Source organism: Nostoc commune NIES-4072, from assembly GCF_003113895.1.
Classification (GTDB): Bacteria; Cyanobacteriota; Cyanobacteriia; order Cyanobacteriales; family Nostocaceae; genus Nostoc; species Nostoc commune.
In genome coordinates this window covers 5,304,101-5,325,090 of record NZ_BDUD01000001.1, presented here as the reverse complement: position 1 = coordinate 5,325,090, position 20,990 = coordinate 5,304,101, and the positions used below count along the sequence as shown (strand labels likewise).

The 20,990-nt window shown below is 42.7% G+C and carries 20 protein-coding genes and 1 pseudogene; 8 read left to right on the top strand and 13 right to left on the bottom strand.

What is annotated here, in order from left to right; genetic code table 11:
* Nucleotides 1-95: 95 nt before the first annotated feature.
* The 5 genes from CDC33_RS23645 to CDC33_RS23625 form a co-directional block, all read right to left on the bottom strand.
* Nucleotides 96-950, bottom strand: coding sequence for a metal ABC transporter permease (locus tag CDC33_RS23645; protein WP_109010991.1), 855 nt, complete (start codon nucleotides 948-950; stop codon nucleotides 96-98).
* Nucleotides 951-961: 11 nt separating this feature from the next.
* Nucleotides 962-1,798: a metal ABC transporter ATP-binding protein gene (locus CDC33_RS23640; protein ID WP_109012683.1), complete on the bottom strand. Its 837-nt coding sequence runs from the start codon at nucleotides 1,796-1,798 to the stop codon at nucleotides 962-964.
* Nucleotides 1,799-1,817: 19 nt separating this feature from the next.
* Entirely contained in the window at nucleotides 1,818-2,873 is a 1,056-nt protein-coding gene (locus CDC33_RS23635) for a metal ABC transporter substrate-binding protein (protein WP_109010990.1), read from the bottom strand.
* Between the two features lie 163 nt (nucleotides 2,874-3,036).
* Nucleotides 3,037-3,816, bottom strand: coding sequence for an MBL fold metallo-hydrolase (locus CDC33_RS23630; RefSeq protein WP_109010989.1), 780 nt, complete (start codon nucleotides 3,814-3,816; stop codon nucleotides 3,037-3,039).
* A gap of 125 nt (nucleotides 3,817-3,941) precedes the next feature.
* Entirely contained in the window at nucleotides 3,942-4,673 is a 732-nt protein-coding gene (locus tag CDC33_RS23625; RefSeq protein WP_109010988.1) for a Uma2 family endonuclease, read from the bottom strand.
* 186 nt (nucleotides 4,674-4,859) lie between these two features.
* Here CDC33_RS23625 and CDC33_RS23620 point away from each other — a divergent pair, with 186 nt between their 5' ends.
* Entirely contained in the window at nucleotides 4,860-5,753 is an 894-nt protein-coding gene (locus CDC33_RS23620; RefSeq protein WP_109010987.1) for an alpha/beta fold hydrolase, read from the top strand.
* Nucleotides 5,754-5,900: 147 nt separating this feature from the next.
* Nucleotides 5,901-6,959, top strand: coding sequence for a serine/threonine protein kinase (locus CDC33_RS23615; RefSeq protein WP_109010986.1), 1,059 nt, complete (start codon nucleotides 5,901-5,903; stop codon nucleotides 6,957-6,959).
* Nucleotides 6,960-6,987: 28 nt separating this feature from the next.
* Here CDC33_RS23615 and rimM read toward each other — a convergent pair whose 3' ends face one another.
* The 3 genes from rimM to tnpA form a co-directional block, all read right to left on the bottom strand.
* Nucleotides 6,988-7,695: a ribosome maturation factor RimM gene (rimM, locus tag CDC33_RS23610; protein ID WP_109010985.1), complete on the bottom strand. Its 708-nt coding sequence runs from the start codon at nucleotides 7,693-7,695 to the stop codon at nucleotides 6,988-6,990.
* A 14-nt stretch (nucleotides 7,696-7,709) separates the two neighbouring features.
* Nucleotides 7,710-8,993, bottom strand: coding sequence for a valine--pyruvate transaminase (locus tag CDC33_RS23605; protein ID WP_109010984.1), 1,284 nt, complete (start codon nucleotides 8,991-8,993; stop codon nucleotides 7,710-7,712).
* Nucleotides 8,994-9,282: 289 nt separating this feature from the next.
* Nucleotides 9,283-9,678, bottom strand: coding sequence for an IS200/IS605 family transposase (gene tnpA / locus CDC33_RS23600; RefSeq protein ID WP_109007719.1), 396 nt, complete (start codon nucleotides 9,676-9,678; stop codon nucleotides 9,283-9,285).
* Nucleotides 9,679-9,765: 87 nt separating this feature from the next.
* Between tnpA and CDC33_RS23595 the strand changes: the two genes are divergently transcribed.
* Entirely contained in the window at nucleotides 9,766-10,935 is a 1,170-nt protein-coding gene (locus tag CDC33_RS23595; protein ID WP_244919277.1) for an RNA-guided endonuclease InsQ/TnpB family protein, read from the top strand.
* Nucleotides 10,936-11,053: 118 nt separating this feature from the next.
* On the opposite strand, the gene CDC33_RS39895 is transcribed toward CDC33_RS23595, so the two are convergent.
* A complete protein-coding gene (locus CDC33_RS39895) occupies nucleotides 11,054-11,212 on the bottom strand; it encodes a hypothetical protein (protein ID WP_219930059.1) in 159 nt (52 codons plus the stop codon).
* On the opposite strand from CDC33_RS39895, the gene CDC33_RS23585 reads away from it, so the two are divergent.
* Nucleotides 11,212-12,321, top strand: a complete 1,110-nt coding sequence (locus CDC33_RS23585) for an S-(hydroxymethyl)glutathione dehydrogenase/class III alcohol dehydrogenase (protein ID WP_109010982.1) — start codon at nucleotides 11,212-11,214, stop codon at nucleotides 12,319-12,321. The genes CDC33_RS39895 and CDC33_RS23585 overlap by 1 nt on opposite strands.
* A 129-nt stretch (nucleotides 12,322-12,450) precedes the next feature.
* Nucleotides 12,451-12,909: a DUF29 domain-containing protein gene (locus CDC33_RS23580; RefSeq protein WP_109010981.1), complete on the top strand. Its 459-nt coding sequence runs from the start codon at nucleotides 12,451-12,453 to the stop codon at nucleotides 12,907-12,909.
* Nucleotides 12,910-12,934: 25 nt separating this feature from the next.
* Here the strand turns inward: CDC33_RS23580 and CDC33_RS23575 are convergent, their stop codons facing one another.
* Together CDC33_RS23575 and CDC33_RS23570 are read right to left on the bottom strand one after the other, a co-directional pair.
* Entirely contained in the window at nucleotides 12,935-14,608 is a 1,674-nt protein-coding gene (locus tag CDC33_RS23575) for a hybrid sensor histidine kinase/response regulator (protein WP_109010980.1), read from the bottom strand.
* A 380-nt stretch (nucleotides 14,609-14,988) separates the two neighbouring features.
* A complete protein-coding gene (locus tag CDC33_RS23570) occupies nucleotides 14,989-16,908 on the bottom strand; it encodes a GTPase family protein (protein ID WP_109010979.1) in 1,920 nt (639 codons plus the stop codon).
* A gap of 252 nt (nucleotides 16,909-17,160) precedes the next feature.
* On the opposite strand from CDC33_RS23570, the gene CDC33_RS23565 reads away from it, so the two are divergent.
* Nucleotides 17,161-17,451 (top strand): DUF433 domain-containing protein, encoded by a 291-nt coding sequence (locus tag CDC33_RS23565; protein WP_109012682.1) that lies wholly within the window; start codon nucleotides 17,161-17,163, stop codon nucleotides 17,449-17,451.
* Nucleotides 17,448-17,822 carry a DUF5615 family PIN-like protein gene (locus CDC33_RS23560; RefSeq protein ID WP_109010978.1) on the top strand — a complete coding sequence of 125 codons (375 nt, stop codon included), beginning with the start codon at nucleotides 17,448-17,450 and terminating at the stop codon, nucleotides 17,820-17,822. Before CDC33_RS23565 ends, CDC33_RS23560 begins: the two co-directional genes overlap by 4 nt.
* 11 nt (nucleotides 17,823-17,833) lie before the next feature.
* Here CDC33_RS23560 and CDC33_RS41985 read toward each other — a convergent pair.
* A pseudogene (locus CDC33_RS41985) lies at nucleotides 17,834-18,024 on the bottom strand (IS982 family transposase); the annotation flags it as partial.
* Between the two features lie 26 nt (nucleotides 18,025-18,050).
* On the opposite strand from CDC33_RS41985, the gene CDC33_RS23550 reads away from it, so the two are divergent.
* The gene (locus CDC33_RS23550; protein ID WP_219930058.1) at nucleotides 18,051-18,902 is read left to right on the top strand and encodes a WD40 repeat domain-containing protein; all 852 of its coding nucleotides are present in this window, start codon (nucleotides 18,051-18,053) and stop codon (nucleotides 18,900-18,902) included.
* A 57-nt stretch (nucleotides 18,903-18,959) separates the two neighbouring features.
* On the opposite strand, the gene CDC33_RS23545 is transcribed toward CDC33_RS23550, so the two are convergent.
* Complete coding sequence (locus tag CDC33_RS23545; RefSeq protein ID WP_109010976.1) at nucleotides 18,960-20,948, bottom strand: heavy metal translocating P-type ATPase; 1,989 nt, start codon at nucleotides 20,946-20,948, stop codon at nucleotides 18,960-18,962.
* Nucleotides 20,949-20,990: the final 42 nt, after the last annotated feature.

The following is a 20,990-nucleotide window of genomic DNA, read 5'->3' as shown; positions in this document are numbered from 1 at the left end:
GCCAGTTGCTACAAGTCGGGGAACCGCAAGGGCGCACTAGCTTCTCTGCGCCTCTGTGGTTAGTTATTCCGTAACTCTTACGTAAGTCCATCTTTCTAAGGAAGATGCTTTGTAGAAACGAGAGGGAGACGGCGTTTATATCGTCCTTGCAGGTTCTTGGTGAGCAAGACACAGGCAAATATCGCAGTTGAAAGTAGCACCACGCTGGCTCCAGAGGCAATATCAAGGTAGTAGCTGAGGTAAATACCCACAAAGGAAATTGCAGTTCCTAAAATCCCAGAAATAATCATCAGATAACCAAAGCGATCGCTCATTAATCGCGCAACTGATGCTGGAATCACCACTGCTGAAATAATCAAAGTCACTCCCAATACATTCAATGTAGCCACCAATAAAGTTGCCAACATCAAAGCAAATAAAGTATCCATTGCAAAAACGGGTACGCCATGAACTTGAGCAACTTCCCGGTCAAAACACCAAAATAGCAATGGGCGATAAAACAAGAAAACGAGACTGAGTAAGACAATCGTTACACCAGTCACCACCCACAAATCGTTAGGAGAAACCCCCAACACATTACCAAACAAAGCAGCTTCAAAGTTTTGGCTAAATTTACGATAGCTACTGATTACAGCTACTCCTAAAGCAAAGCTAGCAGTTGTCACAATCCCAATAGCTGCATCCGAGTAAATTTTCCGTCCGGTCAAATATTGAATCAACAGAGCAGCTGCAAAACCCCAAATTCCAGAGCCAATATAGAAATTCAAGCCCAGTACATAACTCAGCACGGCTCCCCCTAAAATCGCATGAGATAAACCGTGGGCAATGTAACTCATTCTGCGAGTTGTTATATAAACTCCCATAATGCCGCATAATAGCCCCGCCATCATGCCTACTAGAATCGCACGGCTAAAAAATTCGTAGCGAAAGGGTGCTAGTAAAAGATCCATATACAGTTAAATTAAGCAGATTTCGATGAGTTGGAGGGGCGCAATATTTGGGGCAAGTTATCTTGCATTTGATGGCGTAGGGAAGTACCGCCGCTAGCAATCAGAATTCGGTCTTGTTGGTAGAAAACTACCATTTCTCCGCCAAAAGTTTGCTCAAGATTTGCGGGAGTGAAGACATCAATAGGTTGACCTTGACAAATTAAACCGTGGTTGAAACACACTACCCAAGGTAAATGAGTCGCCACGGAATTGAGGTCATGGGTGGAGAGAATAATTGTCAAGCCCTGTTGATTCAAATCAGCCAATAGGTGCAATAGTTCGTGTTGAACGTGCAAGTCTGAACTGCTGGTGGGTTCATCTAGAAGAACAATTTCCGGCTCTCCTACTAAAGCACGGGCAATAAAAACCCTTTGCTGTTGCCCACCAGATAGATTACCAATGGGTTGATGGGCAACATGGGCAACTCCAACGCGCTCTAGGAGTTCCCTAGCAACTTGGCGATCGCGCCGCGAAGACCAAGGCAATATCTTTTGCTTTTGGTAACGCCCCATCATCACCACTTCCAATGCCGTAACTGGAAAAGTCCAATCCACCGTTTCCACCTGCGGCACATAGCCAACCAAAGACGGTGCTACTCCTGGCTTTAAACGCCTTCCTCGAAACCAAATCTCTCCAGTCCAAGGACGAACTAGCCCTAAAATAGCTCTGATTAAAGTGCTTTTACCACTACCAGAAGGCCCTACCAAACCAGTAAGTTGACCTGGATAAAGCGTCAGATTGAGATCGGTAAACACTGGCTGGGTTTGATAACCACAGGTTAAATTTCTAACTTCGAGTATCGGTTCCATGCACTTAATTTTCTTGATACTACTTGGTTGCTGTTGGCCCAACAACATTTCCAGTGTTTAAATTCTTCACCAAATCAGGATTTCCTCCCAAATTAGAGGCGATAATCCGCATGTTGTTAGCCATCATGCCAATATAGGTATGCTCAGGATTAGTATTTTCCATTGCATTAGCTGAACCTTTACCTGGTAGTTCATCATCGGCAGTGTTGGCTGTTTTTACCTTCGCTTCGCGGGCAATTTGTTCTTCTACCTTGCTAGGGTAAACTTCAGAACCAAAAATGGCTGGAACACCTATTTTCCGAATTTGGTCAATTAGCTTTGCCACATCTTGAGCGGATGGTTCTTTGAAATCTGAAGGTTGAATCGCACCAATTACCTGGAAACCGTACTCTCTAGCCCAATACGCCCAAGAATCATGGTAGGTCAACAGTTTACGGTTTTTAGCGGGAATACTAGCAACGATTTCTCGTGTTGCCTTATCTAGGGCATCCAGACGTTGTAAATAATTTTTGAGATTAGTTGCATAGTAGTCTTTGCCAGCAGGATCTAAGGCGGTTAACTGTTGGGCGGCTAGTTTGGCGTAAGCTTCAGCATACTTGGGATTGACCCACAGATGAGGATTGGGATCGCCCTTTTCTTTAGGAAAGCTGAAGTCGAAAAGCCATTGGTCTTGGGTAATGGTATTACTGCCTAGTTCAAAGATTTTAGTTTCTTTGGGTTTTGAAGCTTTAGCTAGTTTTTCTGTCGGAGATTCCAAATGCAACCCATTGGCGATGATCAGATTAGCTTTGGATAGGATATCGGCATCACTGGGACGAGGCTCAAAGGTATGGGAGTCGGTTCCCTCTGGAATAATGCCTTTGACTTCTAAGCGATCGCCTGCAATGTTACTTACAATATTCGTTAAAGGAGCGACTGTCGTTACAACTAAAAGCTTATTCTGTGTCTTTTGCTCTCCTGCTTGAACCGGAGTACTGGTTACTTCGGGATTAGAAGACACCGTTTTATCCTGAGAGGGACTGCAAGCTACTACCATGAAGCTCAGTACAAATAGCAATCCAAGGAGGGTCTTCATTAGATTCAAGCCTTCTAAATTAGAGAATCAATCTTTGATTAGACCTTTTCCAATTATTAAAATGCAATGCCCCCTCAGGGCATTTTCGGTTGATTTTTAGATTTTTTTACCTAATATCCTACTTAAGTAATATTGGGGTAGCCGGGCTTTTCACATTCTGAATTTAGATTGCTAATGCTCGTTTTTCTAATGGTAGTTCAAAGCGATCGCCTGGTTTTGGCTCAAGTATCCGCGTTGAAAGATTGTTTTTTTCTAATAGCGAACGAAATTCCTCAGCAGTTCCTTTAGTCTGAATCAATTTCATCAGCAATCCCTCAAACGCCACATCACCACCAGCCGCAGTCGGTAATATTACTTGAGGTTGTAACGATTTTACTACTTCTAAAGCACTATTTTGTCCTTTAATAATCGACCCAAGCAAAGGCAATGTCATGTCAATAAACGGTGTAATTACTACATCTATAGGTGCAGCTTGCTTAAGTTCTGGGGAATGATACCCATGAGGCTCGTAGTATACAATTAAACCACTTTCCAATTCTTTGAGGAGATAACTATTTTCTACCAGAGTGGGCCCAATTGGAGAGCCTGGAAAAGCTTTGATTTCAACTTGATTATCTAAAGTGAAAGTTTCACCATGAGCCAATACTGTTACTTGGGTGTAACCTAACTGCTGTACAACCTTGGCAGCATTGGGAGAAGCTACAACCTTAATGTTGCGATCGAGTAATTTAAGCGTTGGTGGATGAGCGTGGTCTTCTAAACCTTGAGACAGCAAGATCAAATCAATGTTATCTGGTATTGGGCGATTTTGCGATCGCGAACCTTTAAATAACCAATCCAAATTGCTGAAAATTAACGAACCAACCAGCCAAGGGTCAATTAGTATTCGTTTACTACCAATTTCCAGCAGCCAAGAGTTACTGTCTAACCAAGTTAAAAACATAAACTTATGTGAAGATAACGCCTACCTTCATTATCAATCATGTCAGCTTTATTGCAGGGATTGAAGTTACTACTGCCTTCTCACCACAAAGCGATCGTAATTTCAATTATAGTAATTTTTACCTATCACTCTAAAAACCGTCTCGCCTCTTCCACCGATAAACTAAGAGTACTGGCAATCTGTTCTATACTCAAACCTAATTCCAATAATCTAGGTATTGCATCCTGTCGCGCTTGTTCTGCTTCTTGTCGCGCTTGTTCTGTTTCTTTATGGCTTAACAGTTTTCTCCCAGTTTGGGGATCAAAAAACCGCAATTCTCCGTCAATCAATCTAAGGTCTAAACCCAATACCTCACTGTGAAAAGACGAGACACCATCGGGTAAAAAGTTGGATGTAATGGGTTGATATTTGCCCTCAAATAAATAGGAACCCTTTAGTGGTGGGTTGAGGTAATCTCCGGTTGGGTCATACTGAAAATACTCTTGCACACCTAAAAGTGAATATTTCTTGGGTTTATCCTCTTCATCGTTTTCTTGAGTGCTTGCAGAAGTGATTTCCAAAATAAAATTAGGGACTTTACCCCCTTCTTCCCAAACCTTGTAGCTGATGCGCTTTTTTTTGTCTACCTCAAATACCACAAAGACATCAGGAGCAACCACAGCACTAGGAATCCCCTTTTTGTAGTAAACAAATAGATTCCCTGATACGTAAACATCATTTCGGTCTTGAAAATAAATGTCTAAGGCTTCTACAGCATAAATTAGATAATCCCGTGCTGGGTCGCTCTCTGCCATCGGTTTACCATCAGAGCTGGGGTAGATAATTTCGGTCTTGAGTTGGTTAGCAGAAAGGGTCATGGTCGCTTCTCTCCGAGACGCTGCGCGTAGCAAGATCCCCAAAGGGGTACGCTCCAATTCAAAATAGGTTACAGGGCAAAGAGTTTGACTCAACTGGGACTGGTTTAAATAATAGCATTTTGTTCAAACTTGATTTTAGGTCAGAGAACATTAATATATTTAAGAAACACTTTATTAATCTTCATAATGACTGTAACTACACAGCAGCTTGGAACTCAAGACGCTTTTGAAAAATTCATTTGGACTTGGCAGGGTTACAAAATCCAGTACACTGTTATGGGCACAGGACGCCCTTTGGTACTGGTTCACGGCTTTGGTGCTTCTATTGGACACTGGCGGAAAAATATCCCAGTTTTAGCTAATGCTGGCTACCAGGTGTTTGCTATAGACCTTTTAGGTTTTGGCGGTTCCGATAAAGCACCGATTGATTACACTGTGGAAGTTTGGGTGGAACTGCTAAAAGATTTCTGCACAGCACACATACACGAACCTGCTGTATTTATTGGCAACTCCATCGGCGCACTTTTGAGCTTGATTGTACTGGTAGAACATCCAGAAATTGCTGCTGGTGGTATTTTAATTAACTCTGCGGGTGGCTTGAGTCATCGTCCCCACGAATTGAACCCACCACTACGGATGGTGATGGCAGCTTTTAATCGGTTTGTGCGATCGCCAATTACAGGTAAATTTGTCTATAACCGCATCCGTCAAAAAGCCCAAATTCGCCGCACCCTCTACCAAGTTTACAAAAAGCGTGAAGCCGTCACCGATGAATTAGTTGATTTACTTTATACTCCCTCTTGCGACCCAGGAGCGCAACAAGTTTTCGCCTCTATTCTCACCGCCCCTCCTGGCCCAAGCCCAGAGGAACTTTTGCCCAAAGTAGAACGTCCTCTATTAGTAATTTGGGGTGCTGATGATCCTTGGACACCAATCACCGGGGCGAAGATTTACGAAGAGGCGCGTGAGAATGGCAAAGAAATCAAAATTGTTCCCATTCCTAATGCCGGTCATTGTCCTCACGATGAAGTTCCAGATATTGTTAATGCTCAGATTGTCAATTGGCTAGCGCAAAGTTAAGAATTTCCCGCCAAGACGCAAATGCAAAGACACTTTCAGCCGATGCGCCTTGGCCTGTGTAGGGTAGAAATGGTGCTAACAATCTGGGAGAGTTGATCTTAATCTTTATAATTGCACCTTGACAGAATCAAACTCGTATGGTGTGTAATGGAGCTTGATGTGCGTAATGGACATAAAGGGGCAATTCCCTTAAATCACCATCCAGATTTTTCCAAACAAGGCTATCAAGTTATCAGCGAACTAGGACGCAACCGAGAAGGGGGGCGCATTACTTACTTAGCTAATGTCCTCAACTCTAAGCAACAGGTGGTGATTAAAGAATTTTGTTTTGCTCGTGTGGATGCTGATTTATCAGGTGTGAAAGCATATCAGCGCGAAATCGAAATTTTGCAGCAACTAAATCATTCTCGCATCCCTCGCTATCTAGATTCTTTTGAAATACCAGGGGCTTTTTATCTAGTTCAGGAATATAAAAAGGCCCCATCTTTAGGCTTAACGAGCAGCTTTAATCCAGAGGAAATAAAGCAAATTGCTTTGTCAATTTTAGAGATTTTAGTTTATCTACAAAAGCAAATTCCGCCAATTATTCATCGTGATATTAAGCCAGAGAATATTTTGGTTGATGAGCAACTAAATGCTTATCTGGTTGATTTTGGTTTGGCTAGGATACAGGGTGCAAAAGTAGCTCTAAGTAGCTTTGTAGCAGGAACTCCAGGTTTTATGCCACCAGAGGAACAGTTTGGCCATTCCCTAACTGAGGCATCAGATTTATATAGCTTAGGAGCAACATTGATTTGCTTACTTACTAATACCCGTTCTGTTGAGATTGGGAAATTAATTGATGATAACTATTGCTTTAAATGTCAGCAATTAGTTCCTCAAATTAGTCCGCGTTTTCGGTCGTGGTTGATGAAAATGGTGGAACGCAAACGGAAACGTCGTTATGCTAATGCAGCTGTTGCTTTGGAAGCACTTGGGCCAATTCAGGTTATTGGTAATGCCACCAAGATAGATACTTTAATCAAGAAAATAATACCTAGAAAACGAGCTACTTTATTGGGATTAGCGACTATTATTACACTGGTTGCAATGGGGGCAACTTTAATTAGTTGCCAGCGTAGTAATACGGTTAGGCAATTACTAGAAGCTACAGAATGTCAAAGTTTTGATTTAAACGCAAGTTGTCAAGAAAAAACTGGAGATTAAGATTAATTAAAGCAGCTTAAGGAATAACCTAATTATTAATTTCTAATAACCCAGGCGGTGGCGTAATTTCAATCCGATTGGATTTTAAGTTTACTACTGGTGCGATCGCTTCCACAAATGGAATCAAAACAGTCTTTTGTTTTTTGTCATTTGTTGTTTGTCCTTTGTCAGTGGCAAAAGATAGATGCAATTTTACTTCTAACAAATCATTGCCAGCCGGGATGATGTCTACCACCGTACCCACGAGTTCGCCAGATGCTTGCATGAAGACTTCCAAGCCAATCAAATCGAGGACATGATATTCATCTTCGCCTAGTTGGGGGCGATCGCTTGCTGGAACCATTAATTTACAACCGCGCAACGCCTCCGCCTGATCGCAATTTTCCACGCCAGCTAATTTGATCACATACAAGTTTTTGTTACTGATATAACGTCCTGTTAATAATTCGATTGGTTGCGGTTCTGTGTCACCTGAGCGCAACAACCAACGTTTTCCCGCCACCTCAAATCTTTCGGGGAAGTCAGATACAGGATAAACCCGTAATTCTCCAGACAACCCTTGAGGGGAAACAATCGTACCAATTTCTAGCCAATTGTCGAGATTAGGGGCTGGGGATTGGGGGCTGGGGACTGGGGATTGGGGATTGGATTTTTTTGATTTTCCTCTTACTCCTCTACTCCTGGGCGCCTCTGCGCCTCTGCTCCCTATCTCTTTATTTGCTTCTTCGTATTTCATTTCTATTTTCCCTACTAAGCAGTCACCGCCGCACCTTTATAAGCTTCTTCAGCCACTTTTGCTAAACGTTGCATAGCAGTGGCAATCTCTTCATCGGTGCCTGTAAGGCTGATGCGGAAGCATTGGTGCTTGTGGGCCCACTCTTCCTCTAAACCGGGGAAGAAGGTACTTCCAGGGACAATAATCACACCTACTTGCTTGAGTTGCTGGTAAAATTCCCAGTCACTGATGGGTAGATCCTGTAACCACAACCAAGCAAAAATTGCTCCTTCACCGCGATGGAGGAACCAAGGTAAATTCTTGGGCATCGCTTGTTCTAAGCTGGTTTCTAAAACAGTAAATTTATTTTGGTAAAAGGGACGGATGACAGTGTGAGAAATTTCCACTAAAGCGCCAGATTTAATTGCAAGAGCTGCGATCGCTTGGCCGTAACGTGAAGAATGAAGACCAATATTTGCTTGGAAACACTCTAGCACTTCAATCCACTTTTCATCCCCAATGGCAATACCAACCCTTTCTCCTGGTAATCCAGCTTTTGATAAACTCATGCAGTGTAAAATATTATCACCAAACACTGGTGTCATTTCGGTAAAATTCAATGCCGGGAAGGGAGGCGCATAAGCGGAATCAATTAATACGGGCAAATTGTAAGGCGAAGCCAGGGCAGCAATCTTTTTCACCTCATCATCAGTGAGGACGTTACCAGTGGGATTACAAGGGCGAGAGAAGAGGACACAACCCGTATCTTCTGTAATCGACAGTTGGCTGAAGTCGGGGCGATATTTAAATCGGTGGGCGACTTCATCAATATCCAGAGTCGGTTTGTAAGCAATTAAGGCTTTTGGAACTAAGCAGATGCCGCCGTAACCGGTGTAGTCAGGGCTGAGGGGCAAAACGATTTGTTTTAACTCGCCGCTAGGGTTATAGCCACCGAAGCTATTCACGGCGTAGAAGTAGAGGGTTTGACTACCGGGGGTGATGAGGATATTGCGATCGCTTAAGTTTAACCCGTAGCGTTTGTTAAAGTCGTTGGCGATCGCTTCAACTAACGGTGCATAGCCCTGACTTGAGCCGTAGCGACAAACTACCTCACCATATTCTGGGCTAGCCAAAAGCTGTGCAGTACAATCCCGCCATAATTGCTCTACCTCTGGCAAAATCAACGGATTACCAGCACTCAAATTAATAAACTGCTGCCCTGCACCTGCTCGTAATGTTTCGATAATATCCTTCATGATTGCTCTGACGCCAGTCAGGTTGGACATTTGAGCGCCAATTTGAGTTAGGGCAGGGTTCATAAGCTGTGACAAAATGTATTAATCGAGGGTGGACAAATTATTTGGGGGTTGCTGCTGACATCCAGTTTACATCGTTGTCAAAACAGCTGTTGCCGCCTTTAACCAATCTAGCTAGAGAATGATATTTTAACAAAGTAATATTTATCGATATAGGGACGATCATCCTTAGTAAATAGGATTAAGTGAGACCAAAGTAGCAACGGCGGGCTAGCCCCTAAATTCATTTATGGGGGTTAGCCGTTGGCGATTTCAAGACGCTCGATGACTCGCTACCGCTACGCTATCGCCGTCAAGTTTCTTTTTGGTTTTGGATGTACATTTTCACCGCTTCCAGTGGTGCGCCTCCCACTGTCGAAACAAAATAAGAATTAGTCCACAAAGTAGGTAATCTACTTTTCAACTCTGGAAATTCTAATCGCAAATACCTAGAAGTCGCACCTTTGAATCTCTTCACAACACGGTGTATTCCAAATTGCGGGTCAACTTCTACTAGTAAATGTACATGATCTGGCATTATTTCCATCTCTATAATTTCAACTTTAATGTCAATTGCTATTTGAGCAAGCAACTCTTTCAGTCGAGAGGCGATTGCATTCACAAGCACTGGCCTTCTGTATTTAGGGCAAAAAATAACATGATATTTACACGAATAAACAACATTGTTGTTTGATTTAAACTTTTGCATGGAACCTTGTTGACATTATATAGCCTGTAACTATATAGTATTTCAGGTAATGCTGTATATCAAGGAGGTGATTTAAGAGTGTTAGTAATGGAGTACAAAGCAGTTGTCAAAAAACCACAAGCAAAAGCTATAGATGAAGCTATTCGCACAAGTCAGTTTGTCAGAAATAAAGTGCTTAGATATTGGATAGATAATCGTGGTATTGGCAAGAAAGAATTGTACCAATACAACACTCAATTAAGAGCAGAATATGAATTCGTGAGAGATTTGAGCAGTCATGCTTGCCAAGCATCTGTTGAGAATGTAGAACGTGCTATCAAGCGTTTCTACGACAACTGCAAAACTAAAAAGCAAGGATTGAAGGGCTATCCAAGATTTAAAAAACATAGTCGCTCTGTTGAATACAAACAACAGTCTTGGAAATTACACCCAACAAAACGACGAATAACATTCACTGACAAGAAAGGTATTGGTGAACTCAAATTATTGGGCAAGTGGGATATCCATACTTATCCTGTTGAGCTAATCAAAAGAGTTAGGATCGTTCGTCGTGCAGATGGGTATTATGTGCAGTTTTGCGTAAAAGTTGATAACAAGCAGGAAGCACCATTAACTAATTCTGTTATTGGTATTGATGTGGGATTGGAATACTTCTACTCTGATTCTTTCGGCAAGCATGAAGAAAACCCGCGATACTTGCGTAAAGCTGAGAAAGATATCAAACGGGTTCAGCGTAAAATTTATAAAAAGAAAAAGGGGTCATCTGGTAGAAGGAAAGCTCGTGGTGTTTATGCTCGTAAACATTTGAAAGTAACTCGACGAAGGAATGAACACGCCAAAAAATTGGCGCGTAACTTATGCCTAGCTAACGCTAAGGTTGTCTTGGAAGATTTAAATGTTAGTGGGTTGGTGAGAAACCACAAACTTGCCAAGAGTATTTCTGATGCGTCTTGGTACAACTTCCGCCAGTGGCTTGAATACTTTGGAGAGAAATTAGGTCGGGAAATAATTGCTGTCCCCCCTCATTTCACCAGTCAAGAATGTAGTAACTGTGGTGCTAGAGTTCAGAAATCACTTAGTACTAGAACTCATTCTTGCTTGCATTGTGGTCACGTTGAACAACGTGATGTGAATGCTGCCAAAGTAATTTTAGGTCGTGCAAACGCTACCGGAGGGCATCCGGGAAGTAACGCCAGTCGAGATGTTCCCTCTACTTCTGTTGGACGCAAGTCCAGTAAAAGCAAGGAGCGTCAGTGACGCTGGAATCCCCTGCCTTCAGGCATGGGGAGTGTCAAAAAAGTGTATTATACGCTCAATGGCTAAAGGGTATTAGGGAAGGAGCAGGGGAGACAAGGGGACAAGGGGACAAGGCGACTTAAATCAGAACTTGCAACAAGTGTTTCTCCTTGTCCCCAAGTCCTCTTTCCAATGCCCAATCCCCAATGCCCAATCCCCAATGCCCAATCCCCAATGCCCAATCCCCAATGCCCAATCCCCAATGCCCAATAACAAAACTATATAGGAGCGCTGACATTGGAAGTTAAAGCAGCAGTAGCTTACAGCGCAGGTAAGCCATTGACAATTGAAACCGTTCAACTATCTGGGGCAAAAGCAGGCGAAGTGTTAGTTGAGGTGAAAGCAAGCGGAGTTTGCCATACGGACGCTTTTACCCTATCTGGTGACGATCCTGAAGGTTTATTTCCGGCAATTTTGGGGCATGAAGGTGCTGGTGTGGTAGTGGAGGTAGGCGCTGGTGTCACCAGTCTCAAACCAGGGGATCATGTAATTCCTTTATACACTCCCGAATGCCGCCAGTGCGAATATTGTTTGAGTTTTAAAACGAATCTTTGTCAAGCCATTCGCTTAACTCAAGGACGCGGTGTTATGCCCGATGGCACTAGCCGCTTTAGCATTGATGGACAGATGATTCATCATTATATGGGTACATCCACTTTTGCTAACTATACGGTGCTACCAGAAATCGCCCTGGCAAAAATTCGGGAAGACGCCCCATTTGATAAGGTTTGTTACATTGGCTGTGGTGTGACGACTGGTGTTGGTGCAGTCATAAATACTGCCAAGGTGGAACCGGGAGCAAATATTGTAGTTTTCGGCTTGGGTGGTATTGGTTTAAATGTCATCCAAGCGGCGCGGATGGTAGGGGCAAATATGATTGTCGGCGTGGATATTAACCCCAGCAAACGCGCAATAGCCGAAAAGTTTGGCATGACGCACTTTGTCAATCCCCAGGAAGTAGAGGGTGATTTAGTTCCCTATCTGGTTGATTTAACAAAAGGCGGTGCTGATTACAGTTTTGAATGTATCGGTAATGTCAAAATTATGCGTCAAGCATTAGAATGCTGCCATAAAGGTTGGGGTGTCAGTGTGATTATTGGTGTTGCTGGTGCTGGACAAGAAATTAGCACTCGTCCTTTTCAATTAGTAACTGGGCGCGTTTGGAAAGGTTCAGCATTTGGTGGCGCGAGAGGACGTACAGATGTGCCAAAAATTGTTGATTGGTATATGGAAGGTAAGATAAGTATTGATGATTTAATTACCCATGTGATGCCGATTGAGCAAATTAATGATGCTTTTGAATTAATGCACAAAGGTGAATCAATTCGTAGCGTGCTGACTTTCTAATTCGTACTTCGTACTTGATGCTTATGGAGACAGTCATTTTTCAAATAAGCTTTAAATTTCTATCTGAAACACAATTATGAATTTTGAAATTATATAGACACTACAAACCTGAAAAACGGCAAAAAACGGATGCAAAACTTGTATAAAGCAGACTTTTACAGTTGGACTCAAGAACAGGCTAACCTTCTGCGTTGTCACCAATGGAACCTGCTTGACTTGCCAAATTTAATTGAGGAAATTGAATCTTTGGGAAGAAAGGAACGCCAAGAATTGAGAAATCGTCTTAGTATATTAATTGGACATTTGCTCAAATGGGAATATCAACCAAAGCAACGCAGTCGTAGTTGGTTAGCAACAATTAGAGTACAACGACGGGAAATTATCAAGTTGTTGAGCGAAAATCCTAGTCTGAAACCTTACCTTGAAGAAGCACTCCAGGAATCTTATGAAAATGCTAGGGATTTAGCATCAGGAGAAACTAATCTGCCACTCTCAACTTTTCCCCAGCAATGTTTATATCCTTTTGAGGAAATTTTGAGCGATCGCTTTTATCCGGGTGAGCCTGCAACTGATAATTTAATGGGATAAAAGCGATGTCTACGATGGGCTACGCTTACACATTCATGAGAAAGTATCGATCAATTTCTGCGGTAAGTATTTCAAAGTCCACTGGCTTAGTCAAGTGACATTTAAAACCAGACTTCAGCGCCAGATCCCGATCCTCTTGGCCACCGTAGCCAGTGAGTGCAATCAAAATTGAGTGATTAAATTTAGAATCTTTACTCAGTTCTTGTGCAACGGCGAATCCATCCATTTCGGGAAGTCCGATGTCACAAATAATCACATGAGGCTCAAGCTCTCTTGCAGTTTGTACCCCTGAAATTCCATTATTGGCAATGGAAACCTCATGCCCAAAATGCTCAAGCACTGCTTGTAATGTTACAGCTGAATCGTCGTTATCTTCGATGACTAAAATCTTCAACGATTTTTTAGCCTCTTCTATAATCTCCGGGTCGTTATCCCAAGCTGTAATCTCTTCGCATACAGGAAGAGTAACTTTGAATTCTGCTCCCAAATTAATCCCTCTACTTGAGGCTTCAACATTACCACCATGAAGTTCTACAAGACTTTTTACTACCGAGAGTCCCAGACCTAACCCGCCCCTCGAACGGTCTAAACTGCGATCGGCTTGGGTAAACGGCTCAAATAGTTCTGGTAAAATTGTCGGATCTATCCCTATGCCTGAGTCTCTTACAGATAAAACCCCTACACTACCTAAGCCATTTTCACCTGGAATAAATGAGAGATCCACCCAGATCGTCCCATCTGGCTGGGAAAACTTTAAGGCGTTATCAAGAAGGTTCCCAAAAACTTGGAAGAACCGTGTCGGGTCAACATAAGCCCACAGAGGCTTGTTCGGTAGGTTTTGGACTACGTTAAGGTTCGATCTCTTTATTGCTTGTGCATGGTCATTGAGACTTTGGCGAACCAATTCCACCAAATTAACTTTCTCCAGGTTTAATGAAATCTTCCCATAAGTAATGGACGATACATCAAGTAACTCATCGATCAATTTCGAGAGGTGCTTAATCTGGTGTTGCATCATTAAAACTGTTTGTCCGACTGCACCAGTCTCGCCTAGCTTTAATTTGAGAAGCTGAACCCCATTTGAAATGGGAGCAACGGGATTTCTCAACTCGTGAGCTAGCATCGCAATAAATTTATCTTTAAGGGCGTTTTGATTCGTCAATTTCTGGAAAAGTTGAACGTTTGCGATCGCAACTGCTGTAGTATCGGTCAAAATCTCAAGCAGTTCTATCTCTTCGGATGTGGCCCGGTGGCGTGTACTCCAGTAAGCTCCAATCGCACCCAGTGGATCAGAAATCCGTATGGGAACCATCACCAAACTCTTGACAAAAGTTACTTTATAAGCCTCAATCGGAATTCGAGCATCCTGGTAAATGTCTTCAATCACGGCTGCTTGTTTATTGAGCATCGCCCAACCGGAGATGCAAGACCTGAGCGGAAAACGCATACCTTTCCAAAGTGGGCCGATGGCGTTTTCATCGACGTAGTGGCAACATTCACCATCCCGCAGTACAAAAGTTACCCCATCAGCATTAGTCAGATCGCGAGCAGCTAAACGCACAATCTCAATAATTTCCTCAATAGTCCGTACACAAGCCAAATCCTTCACAACCAAAAGCAGTCTATTGTAAGACGAAATACTATAACTCTGATGTGAATTCTGTTCTTGTGAGATGCAGGTTTGTAATATATTTTTCATAAATAACTCCGAACAAAAGAGATGTCTGAGTAAAAACTCAGGTAAGGCGGGTAGGTTTCAGCAGACACCTACTATTAATCGTAATCTGAACTTTGATGTTGAGACTATGACCCGTTACCGCATTTTGGGTTTTTTGTACTTATGGTATAAATATACTTAACTATAATCAATATTGCCTCGTAGATATACTTAAATAGCTAATTGTGAAGATGAAAGACGCGTAAGTGTATCCCGTTATGGTTAGGAGATATTTCGGTGTATATCATAGTGTGAGGATTTTTTAGCGATCGCACTCTATCTGAAGTTGGTCGTTCAAGCTTTTGAAGACCAAATTCCGTTAATACACAAGATAGTATTTTTGTACAGTGCCTAAGTCCTAATTATTTAGCAATCGACAGATAATACTCAAATCGCTCTTGGAGTTGTTCAACCGTTAAATTTTGAGTCCAGTATTCTACTAAGGCGTGACCAAATGCCCAGGCGTTGTGATCGGGTGAAGCGGAATTTTCCAGCAGTAGCGGCCAGAGGGATAGCAATTCAAAGTTGAGCGGGTTAGGGTTACTTGTATTCAAGAGCGAGAAAAGCTCATATCCCATTTGGAGTTTGCCAATCACAATCGGCAATTGTTCCACGGGAATTTGCTGTGCCAGCATATATGCTAGGGTTGGAGATCCGGTTGAGAGCGTAGAAACAAACTGGAGGACGGGACTTTTGAGCAATGCTGTTAGTCCCTGTGTTGTCGCCATTTGGAAGGTATAGTGGTCGATAATTTTAGCAGCAGCAATAGTGCGGGCTTCAAGGTTACGCAAAAAGCGGGCAAGACGGAGTTGCTTAGTAGGTGCGATCGCATCTATTAATCCCAATGATAGCGCCTCTACTCCCCAAGCAGCTCGACTTGTTTTGCTATCACCTGTAACCAGGGGTAGAACTAGATTACAAAAGTTTCCCAGCAGTTTTGCACGATATTCAGTCGCTTCTCGAATAGCAATTTCCTTGGCGCGATCGCCCCATTCCCAATCATAAGGGGGTTGCCATTCGCGGATAGGACGCAAACGATCTACTTGAGTGACGATCGCGATTCCAGGTAAATCTGCAACTTCTGCTTTGATATCTTGTAAAAAGTCTACATCCATTTGCAGGGCAGGATCGAGGGCAGGGGTGACTAACAGCAGCAAATCTGCGTTGATGGCATAATCAAGCACTAGATTTCGGAGATCGGCACGGTTGACTTGTTCATAACCAGGTGTATCCCAAAGGGTTAGTGTTTCTCCGCTTTCAGCCTGCCATTGGTAATTTTGAATGCGATCGGTACTAGGTAAAACATCAACGGCTGCGAGATCCGCCTGAAATAGCGTGTTAATCAGGCTACTTTTACCTGACCCCGTGCGCCCCACCAGCAGAATATTCACAGGTTTTTGCTCAACCACCTCGGCTGGTTCGGCTTGAGTCAGGATTTCTCGGAGTGTTTGAGTTTTTGCCTTGGGTAGAGTTGGTGTGGAAACTACGGTTGCTGAAACTGGTAATGTAGTACGTCCGTAAAGAGCGATCGCCTGCTGACATAAGTTTCTCAGAGCAGCTTCTCGAAATAACTGGCTCAAATTCCCCAATAATTGCTGAGTTGCTTGGTTACTAGAACCCTTACTGACTTGTTTGGCCACCGCCGCCACCGGATTTAAAAGCCACTGTGCCCAGTTCCAAGCTTTCCAGAATTTCCGAGCCGATGGTTCCAACTTGCGATAGACTTCGTAGCCTTGGTATGCTTGCCCAACCGTCACCTGATTGAGGACGGGGGATAACTTTTGCATCCACCGATCCATATCATCCACCGTTCCCCGAATCAGCCCGTAAGCTTGGGGGACGTAAATGTTCAGTAGCGGATATTGAATTTGAGGATTGTAGATATGAGCGATCGCTACAACCAAATCTTGACATCGCGTCCAAAAAGTTTGCCAATCTTCCCAAATTGGGCGATCGCTTTGTGCTGCTTGCAAAACCTCTTGAAGGGCGGCTTCTGCAAGCTTTGTAACATCACTTCCGACTGGTAGCCCGACTGTATCCTCTGCTTTGGATTCTAGTTCTTCTTGGACTTGGGCTAATACAGCTTCTACTTGGTTAACAGCAGGTTGAGTCCATTTCACCAATAGCCAGCGCCAACCCACGAATAGAAGGGTGAATACACCCCAAATCCAGTTAATGCCCCACGCATGGATTTGCAAACCGGCGGATACCAGTAAGAAAATAATGATAAACGCGATCGGGATTGCTAAGACGACCCACTGCCACGGTTTTAATCGCACCATTGCCGCATACCTGCTTTAAAATGTTGGGAAATTCGAGTTTTTGCAAAAATTACTCTTATAAAAAGTCTATCGTTTTCAATCTAGGCAAGATGTTGGGTATTCTTGGATTAGTGCTAGACTCCTAATTATTAGGGATAAATGTTTTATTTGACTGTGAGTAGTTAAATAAATAACAGGACATTTATATTGCTAGATTAGAATAAGTTTTAAATTGCTCAGTTGCTTATGGGAGTAAAATTTAGTAAACAAGCTATGCAAACCATTACCGACATTGGCACGCTGATTGTCAGCACACCGGGAACCTGTGGTGGTCGCCCTCGGATTGCGGGACACCGGATTACGGTACACAACATTGTGATCGACTTCAACACAGGCATGAAACCGGAAGAGATAGTTGTCCAAAGACCACAGCTAATGTTGGCACAAGTTTATGCAGCGCTAGCTTACTACTATGCTAACAAGGAAGTAATTGACACGGAGATTGCCGCAGAAATAGAAGAATACGACCGTTTGGAAGCTGAATATACGGCGAAAAGACAGTGAGCCAAATTCGTTTGTATTTAGATGAGGACACTGTTGAGAAGTCCCTAATCAAAGCTTTCTGTAATGCAAACTTGGATGTTGTGACAGTCGCCGATGTGAGCAGGCAGAGCTATCCTGATGATCAGCAGCTAATTTGGGCAACAGAGCAAGGGCGTGCCATCTATAGCTACAACCGAAGAGACTTTTGCTGCTTGCATAACGAGTTTTTAGCCATAGAAAGAAATCATGCCGGCATTATCTTGTTGCAGCAGCAACGCTATTCCGTAGGGCAGCAGTTACAAGGGTTGCTCAAGTTGGTTGCTACTCATTCGGCTGAAGATATGGTAAATCAACTGGTATTTTTGAGTGCTTATATTGATAAAAGCTATTAAACCACTGTCAATTCTTTAAATGTCCTATAACCACTTCCATGAAACGCTATGACTATTGTCATCACTTCCGATAGCTGCATCTTTGATTTACTGCGCCGTTCTCCTGTTATCGATGGCAATTGTGGCACTTGCTGCCACTAGTTTTCCCATTGATTACAGAAGTCATGAAAGTACAGAAAATTTGCGTAATATCGAGTAGGATATGGTGGCGGCAATTTCATTAATTTATTGAGTCAACTCAAAATTAATTTAGCAAGCTTCGACTTTTCAAATCTGACAATTTGGCAAGCCGATCTGAGGCGGGTAAATTTGGCTGGTGTTAATTTTCAGAACGCCGCTTTTGCTAAGTCTGTGTTTGCTCAAACCTTAAGCAGTGTTTTGTCGGTGGCCTTTAGCCCCGATGGCAAAATATTGGCGACGGGCGATGTAAATGGGATAATCAGCTTGTGGCAAGTGCCAGATTGTCAGCAATTGTTGACCTTGAAAGGGCATCATGGTTGGGTATGGGCGATCGCCTTCAGTCCGGATGGTCAAACCCTTGCTAGTGGCAGTAATGACTCCAGTGTTCGGCTGTGGGATGTCACTTCTGGCGGCTGCGTAAGAGTTTTGCAAGATCACACCAGTGGAGTCTGGTCGGTCAGCTTTAGCCCAGATGGCAAGCTCCTAGCTACTGGCAGTCAAGACTTTTTGGTGCGGTTGTACGATGTGTCCCACGGTAAATGCCTGAAAGTTTTGCACGGACACACTAATGGGGTGTGGGCAGTCGCCTTTAGTCCAGATGGTCAGATCATAACCAGTGGCAGCGCTGACCAAACAGTTCGGTTGTGGGATGCCGCTGAGGGTGCGTGCCTCAAAGTTTTGTACGGTCACAGCAGTTGGGTACGTTCATTAGCTTGGAGCCTGGATGGTCGGATGCTCGCCAGTGGCAGCCAAGATGAAACGATTAAGCTTTGGGATGCCAAAACAAGTGAGTGCAAAAAAACGTTGATAGCCGATCGGCTATATGAGGGGATGAACATCACTGGTGTTACAGGTTTAACTGTAGGGCAAAAAGCAACACTCAAAGCTTTAGGGCAGTAGAGTGCGATTTGATGATTAAGGGGTGAATGTAGTCGGGTAGGAGGAATATATGGTATTTTATTTCATTACTCTAGTTGCGTTAAAAATTGCAAGTAAAGCTACTCCCACGTCAGCAAATACGGCTTCCCACATTGTCGCTACGCCTAAAATACCCAATCCAATGAATACACCTTTAATTGCTAACGCAAAACCAATATTTTGCCAAACAATCTGCCTTGTTTTTCTGGCGATTTGTATTGCTTCTGCCACTTTTGAGGGTGCATCTGTCATAATCACAATATCGGCAGTTTCGATCGCTGCATCTGAGCCTAACCCACCCATTGCTATACCAACATCTGCTCTAGCAATCACTGGCGCATCATTAATGCCATCCCCAACAAAAGCAACTTTACTATGCTTACCAACGGTGCTGAGTAACTTCTCAATGGCATTGACTTTTTCTTCTGGTAATAACTCTGCTTCGTAAGCATCTATACCTAGCTGTTCAGCAATGCGGGATGCGATCGCTTCATTATCTCCTGTCAACATTACTGTTTTCTCTACACCCATTCCTTTGAGTGCTTTAATAGCAAGTCTTGCATCTTCTTTGGGTTCATCAGCAATGACAATATACCCAGCGTAAATATTATCTACTGCTAGATGAATAACTGTTCCCTCTAACTGGCAATTATCATGACTAATATTCTCTCTATGTAATAAGCGATCGCTTCCCGCTATCACTACCGTATTTTCAACCTTGGCTCTAATTCCATAGCCTGCTATCTCTTCATAATCTCTCACCTCAAATTCATCGATTTTTCCACCATAAGCTTTGCGGATAGATTGAGCAATGGGATGATTTGAGTGCAATTCTACTTTAGCAGCTAATTGCAACAATTCTTGTTCAACGTAGCCATTTGATGGTACTACTTTTGCTACTTTAAATACGCCTTTCGTTAAGGTTCCAGTTTTATCAAAAACAACTGTATTCACTGCATTTAAAGCATCCAAAAAAGTAGAGCCTTTAACTAAGATACCACGTTTAGCTGCACCTCCTACGCCTCCAAAGTAACCTAATGGAATACTTATAACTAGTCCACAGGGACAGGAAATAACTAGTAAAATTAAAGCGCGATAAACCCATTCTGAAGAAGTTGCGCCAGCAATCAATAAAGGAGGCAATATTGCAACTGCTAGGGATGCAAAAACTACTATTGGCGTGTAATATCGGGCAAATTTGGTAATAAATTTTTCTGTTTCTGCTTTTTTACTTTTGGCATTTTGCACCAAGTCTAAAATTTTGGCAATGGAAGAGTCATTAAATAGTTTTGTTACTCTAATGCTGAGAACACCCATTTTATTAATCATCCCAGCTAAAACCGTCTCTCCCAGCCTTACTGAGCGCGGTACAGACTCTCCAGTTAATGCAGATGTATCTACTTGTGAATTCCCATCTATAATTTCACCATCTAAGGGAATCTTTTCCCCAGGTTTGACGACGATAATATCTCCAACATTTACTGTATTTGGGGATACTCTTATTAGTTCTCCCTTTGTTTGAATATTGGCATAATCTGGACGTACTTCTAATAAAGCTTTGATGGAATTACGGGAACGGCTAACGGCAATATCTTGAAACAATTCCCCAATTTTATAAAATAACATGACTCCCACAGCTTCGGGTAACTTATGAATTGCGATCGCCCCTAGTGTCGCTACTGCCATTAAAAACGTTTCATCGAATATTCTACCTTTGAGGATATTGCGCCCAGCAGTTTTTAAAACACTCCATCCACTTAATAAATAAGCAGGAATAAACAGCAGATATTCACCTATTGAATAGAATGTATTGTGTAATTGATTTTCAAAAATTACACCAGGCGCATATAAACTTAAAATCCCTACCAAAGGCAATAGTTCATCTTTCAGATTGAATTCTCCACCGTGATCGTGATTGTGGTCATGGTTATGATTCTCATCATGATTATGATCATGGTTATGATTCTCGTGATGATCATGTTCACAGTTGCAACAACCTGAAGGTTCTGAATGTACTTTCCGCTTCATTTTTTCTGTTAAGGCTAGTAAATTACTTAATATATGAGCCTT

Excerpts from the sequence above, each read along its gene's own strand:
- CDC33_RS23645 (WP_109010991.1), bottom strand. The coding sequence starts at position 950 with ATGGATCTTTTACTAGCACCCTTTCGCTACGAATTTTTTAGCCGTGCG.
- rimM (WP_109010985.1), bottom strand. The coding sequence starts at position 7,695 with ATGAAATACGAAGAAGCAAATAAAGAGATAGGGAGCAGAGGCGCAGAG.
- CDC33_RS23640 (WP_109012683.1), bottom strand. The coding sequence starts at position 1,798 with ATGGAACCGATACTCGAAGTTAGAAATTTAACCTGTGGTTATCAAACC.
- CDC33_RS23580 (WP_109010981.1), top strand. The coding sequence starts at position 12,451 with ATGCAAAACTTGTATAAAGCAGACTTTTACAGTTGGACTCAAGAACAG.
- CDC33_RS39895 (WP_219930059.1), bottom strand. The coding sequence starts at position 11,212 with ATGTCAGCGCTCCTATATAGTTTTGTTATTGGGCATTGGGGATTGGGC.
- CDC33_RS23565 (WP_109012682.1), top strand. The coding sequence starts at position 17,161 with ATGCAAACCATTACCGACATTGGCACGCTGATTGTCAGCACACCGGGA.
- CDC33_RS23605 (WP_109010984.1), bottom strand. The coding sequence starts at position 8,993 with ATGAACCCTGCCCTAACTCAAATTGGCGCTCAAATGTCCAACCTGACT.
- CDC33_RS23570 (WP_109010979.1), bottom strand. The coding sequence starts at position 16,908 with ATGGTGCGATTAAAACCGTGGCAGTGGGTCGTCTTAGCAATCCCGATC.
- CDC33_RS23595 (WP_244919277.1), top strand. The coding sequence starts at position 9,766 with ATGGAGTACAAAGCAGTTGTCAAAAAACCACAAGCAAAAGCTATAGAT.
- CDC33_RS23575 (WP_109010980.1), bottom strand. The coding sequence starts at position 14,608 with ATGAAAAATATATTACAAACCTGCATCTCACAAGAACAGAATTCACAT.
- CDC33_RS23615 (WP_109010986.1), top strand. The coding sequence starts at position 5,901 with ATGGAGCTTGATGTGCGTAATGGACATAAAGGGGCAATTCCCTTAAAT.
- CDC33_RS23630 (WP_109010989.1), bottom strand. The coding sequence starts at position 3,816 with ATGTTTTTAACTTGGTTAGACAGTAACTCTTGGCTGCTGGAAATTGGT.
- tnpA (WP_109007719.1), bottom strand. The coding sequence starts at position 9,678 with ATGCAAAAGTTTAAATCAAACAACAATGTTGTTTATTCGTGTAAATAT.
- CDC33_RS23620 (WP_109010987.1), top strand. The coding sequence starts at position 4,860 with ATGACTGTAACTACACAGCAGCTTGGAACTCAAGACGCTTTTGAAAAA.
- CDC33_RS23635 (WP_109010990.1), bottom strand. The coding sequence starts at position 2,873 with ATGAAGACCCTCCTTGGATTGCTATTTGTACTGAGCTTCATGGTAGTA.
- CDC33_RS23625 (WP_109010988.1), bottom strand. The coding sequence starts at position 4,673 with ATGACCCTTTCTGCTAACCAACTCAAGACCGAAATTATCTACCCCAGC.
- CDC33_RS23545 (WP_109010976.1), bottom strand. The coding sequence starts at position 20,948 with ATGAAGCGGAAAGTACATTCAGAACCTTCAGGTTGTTGCAACTGTGAA.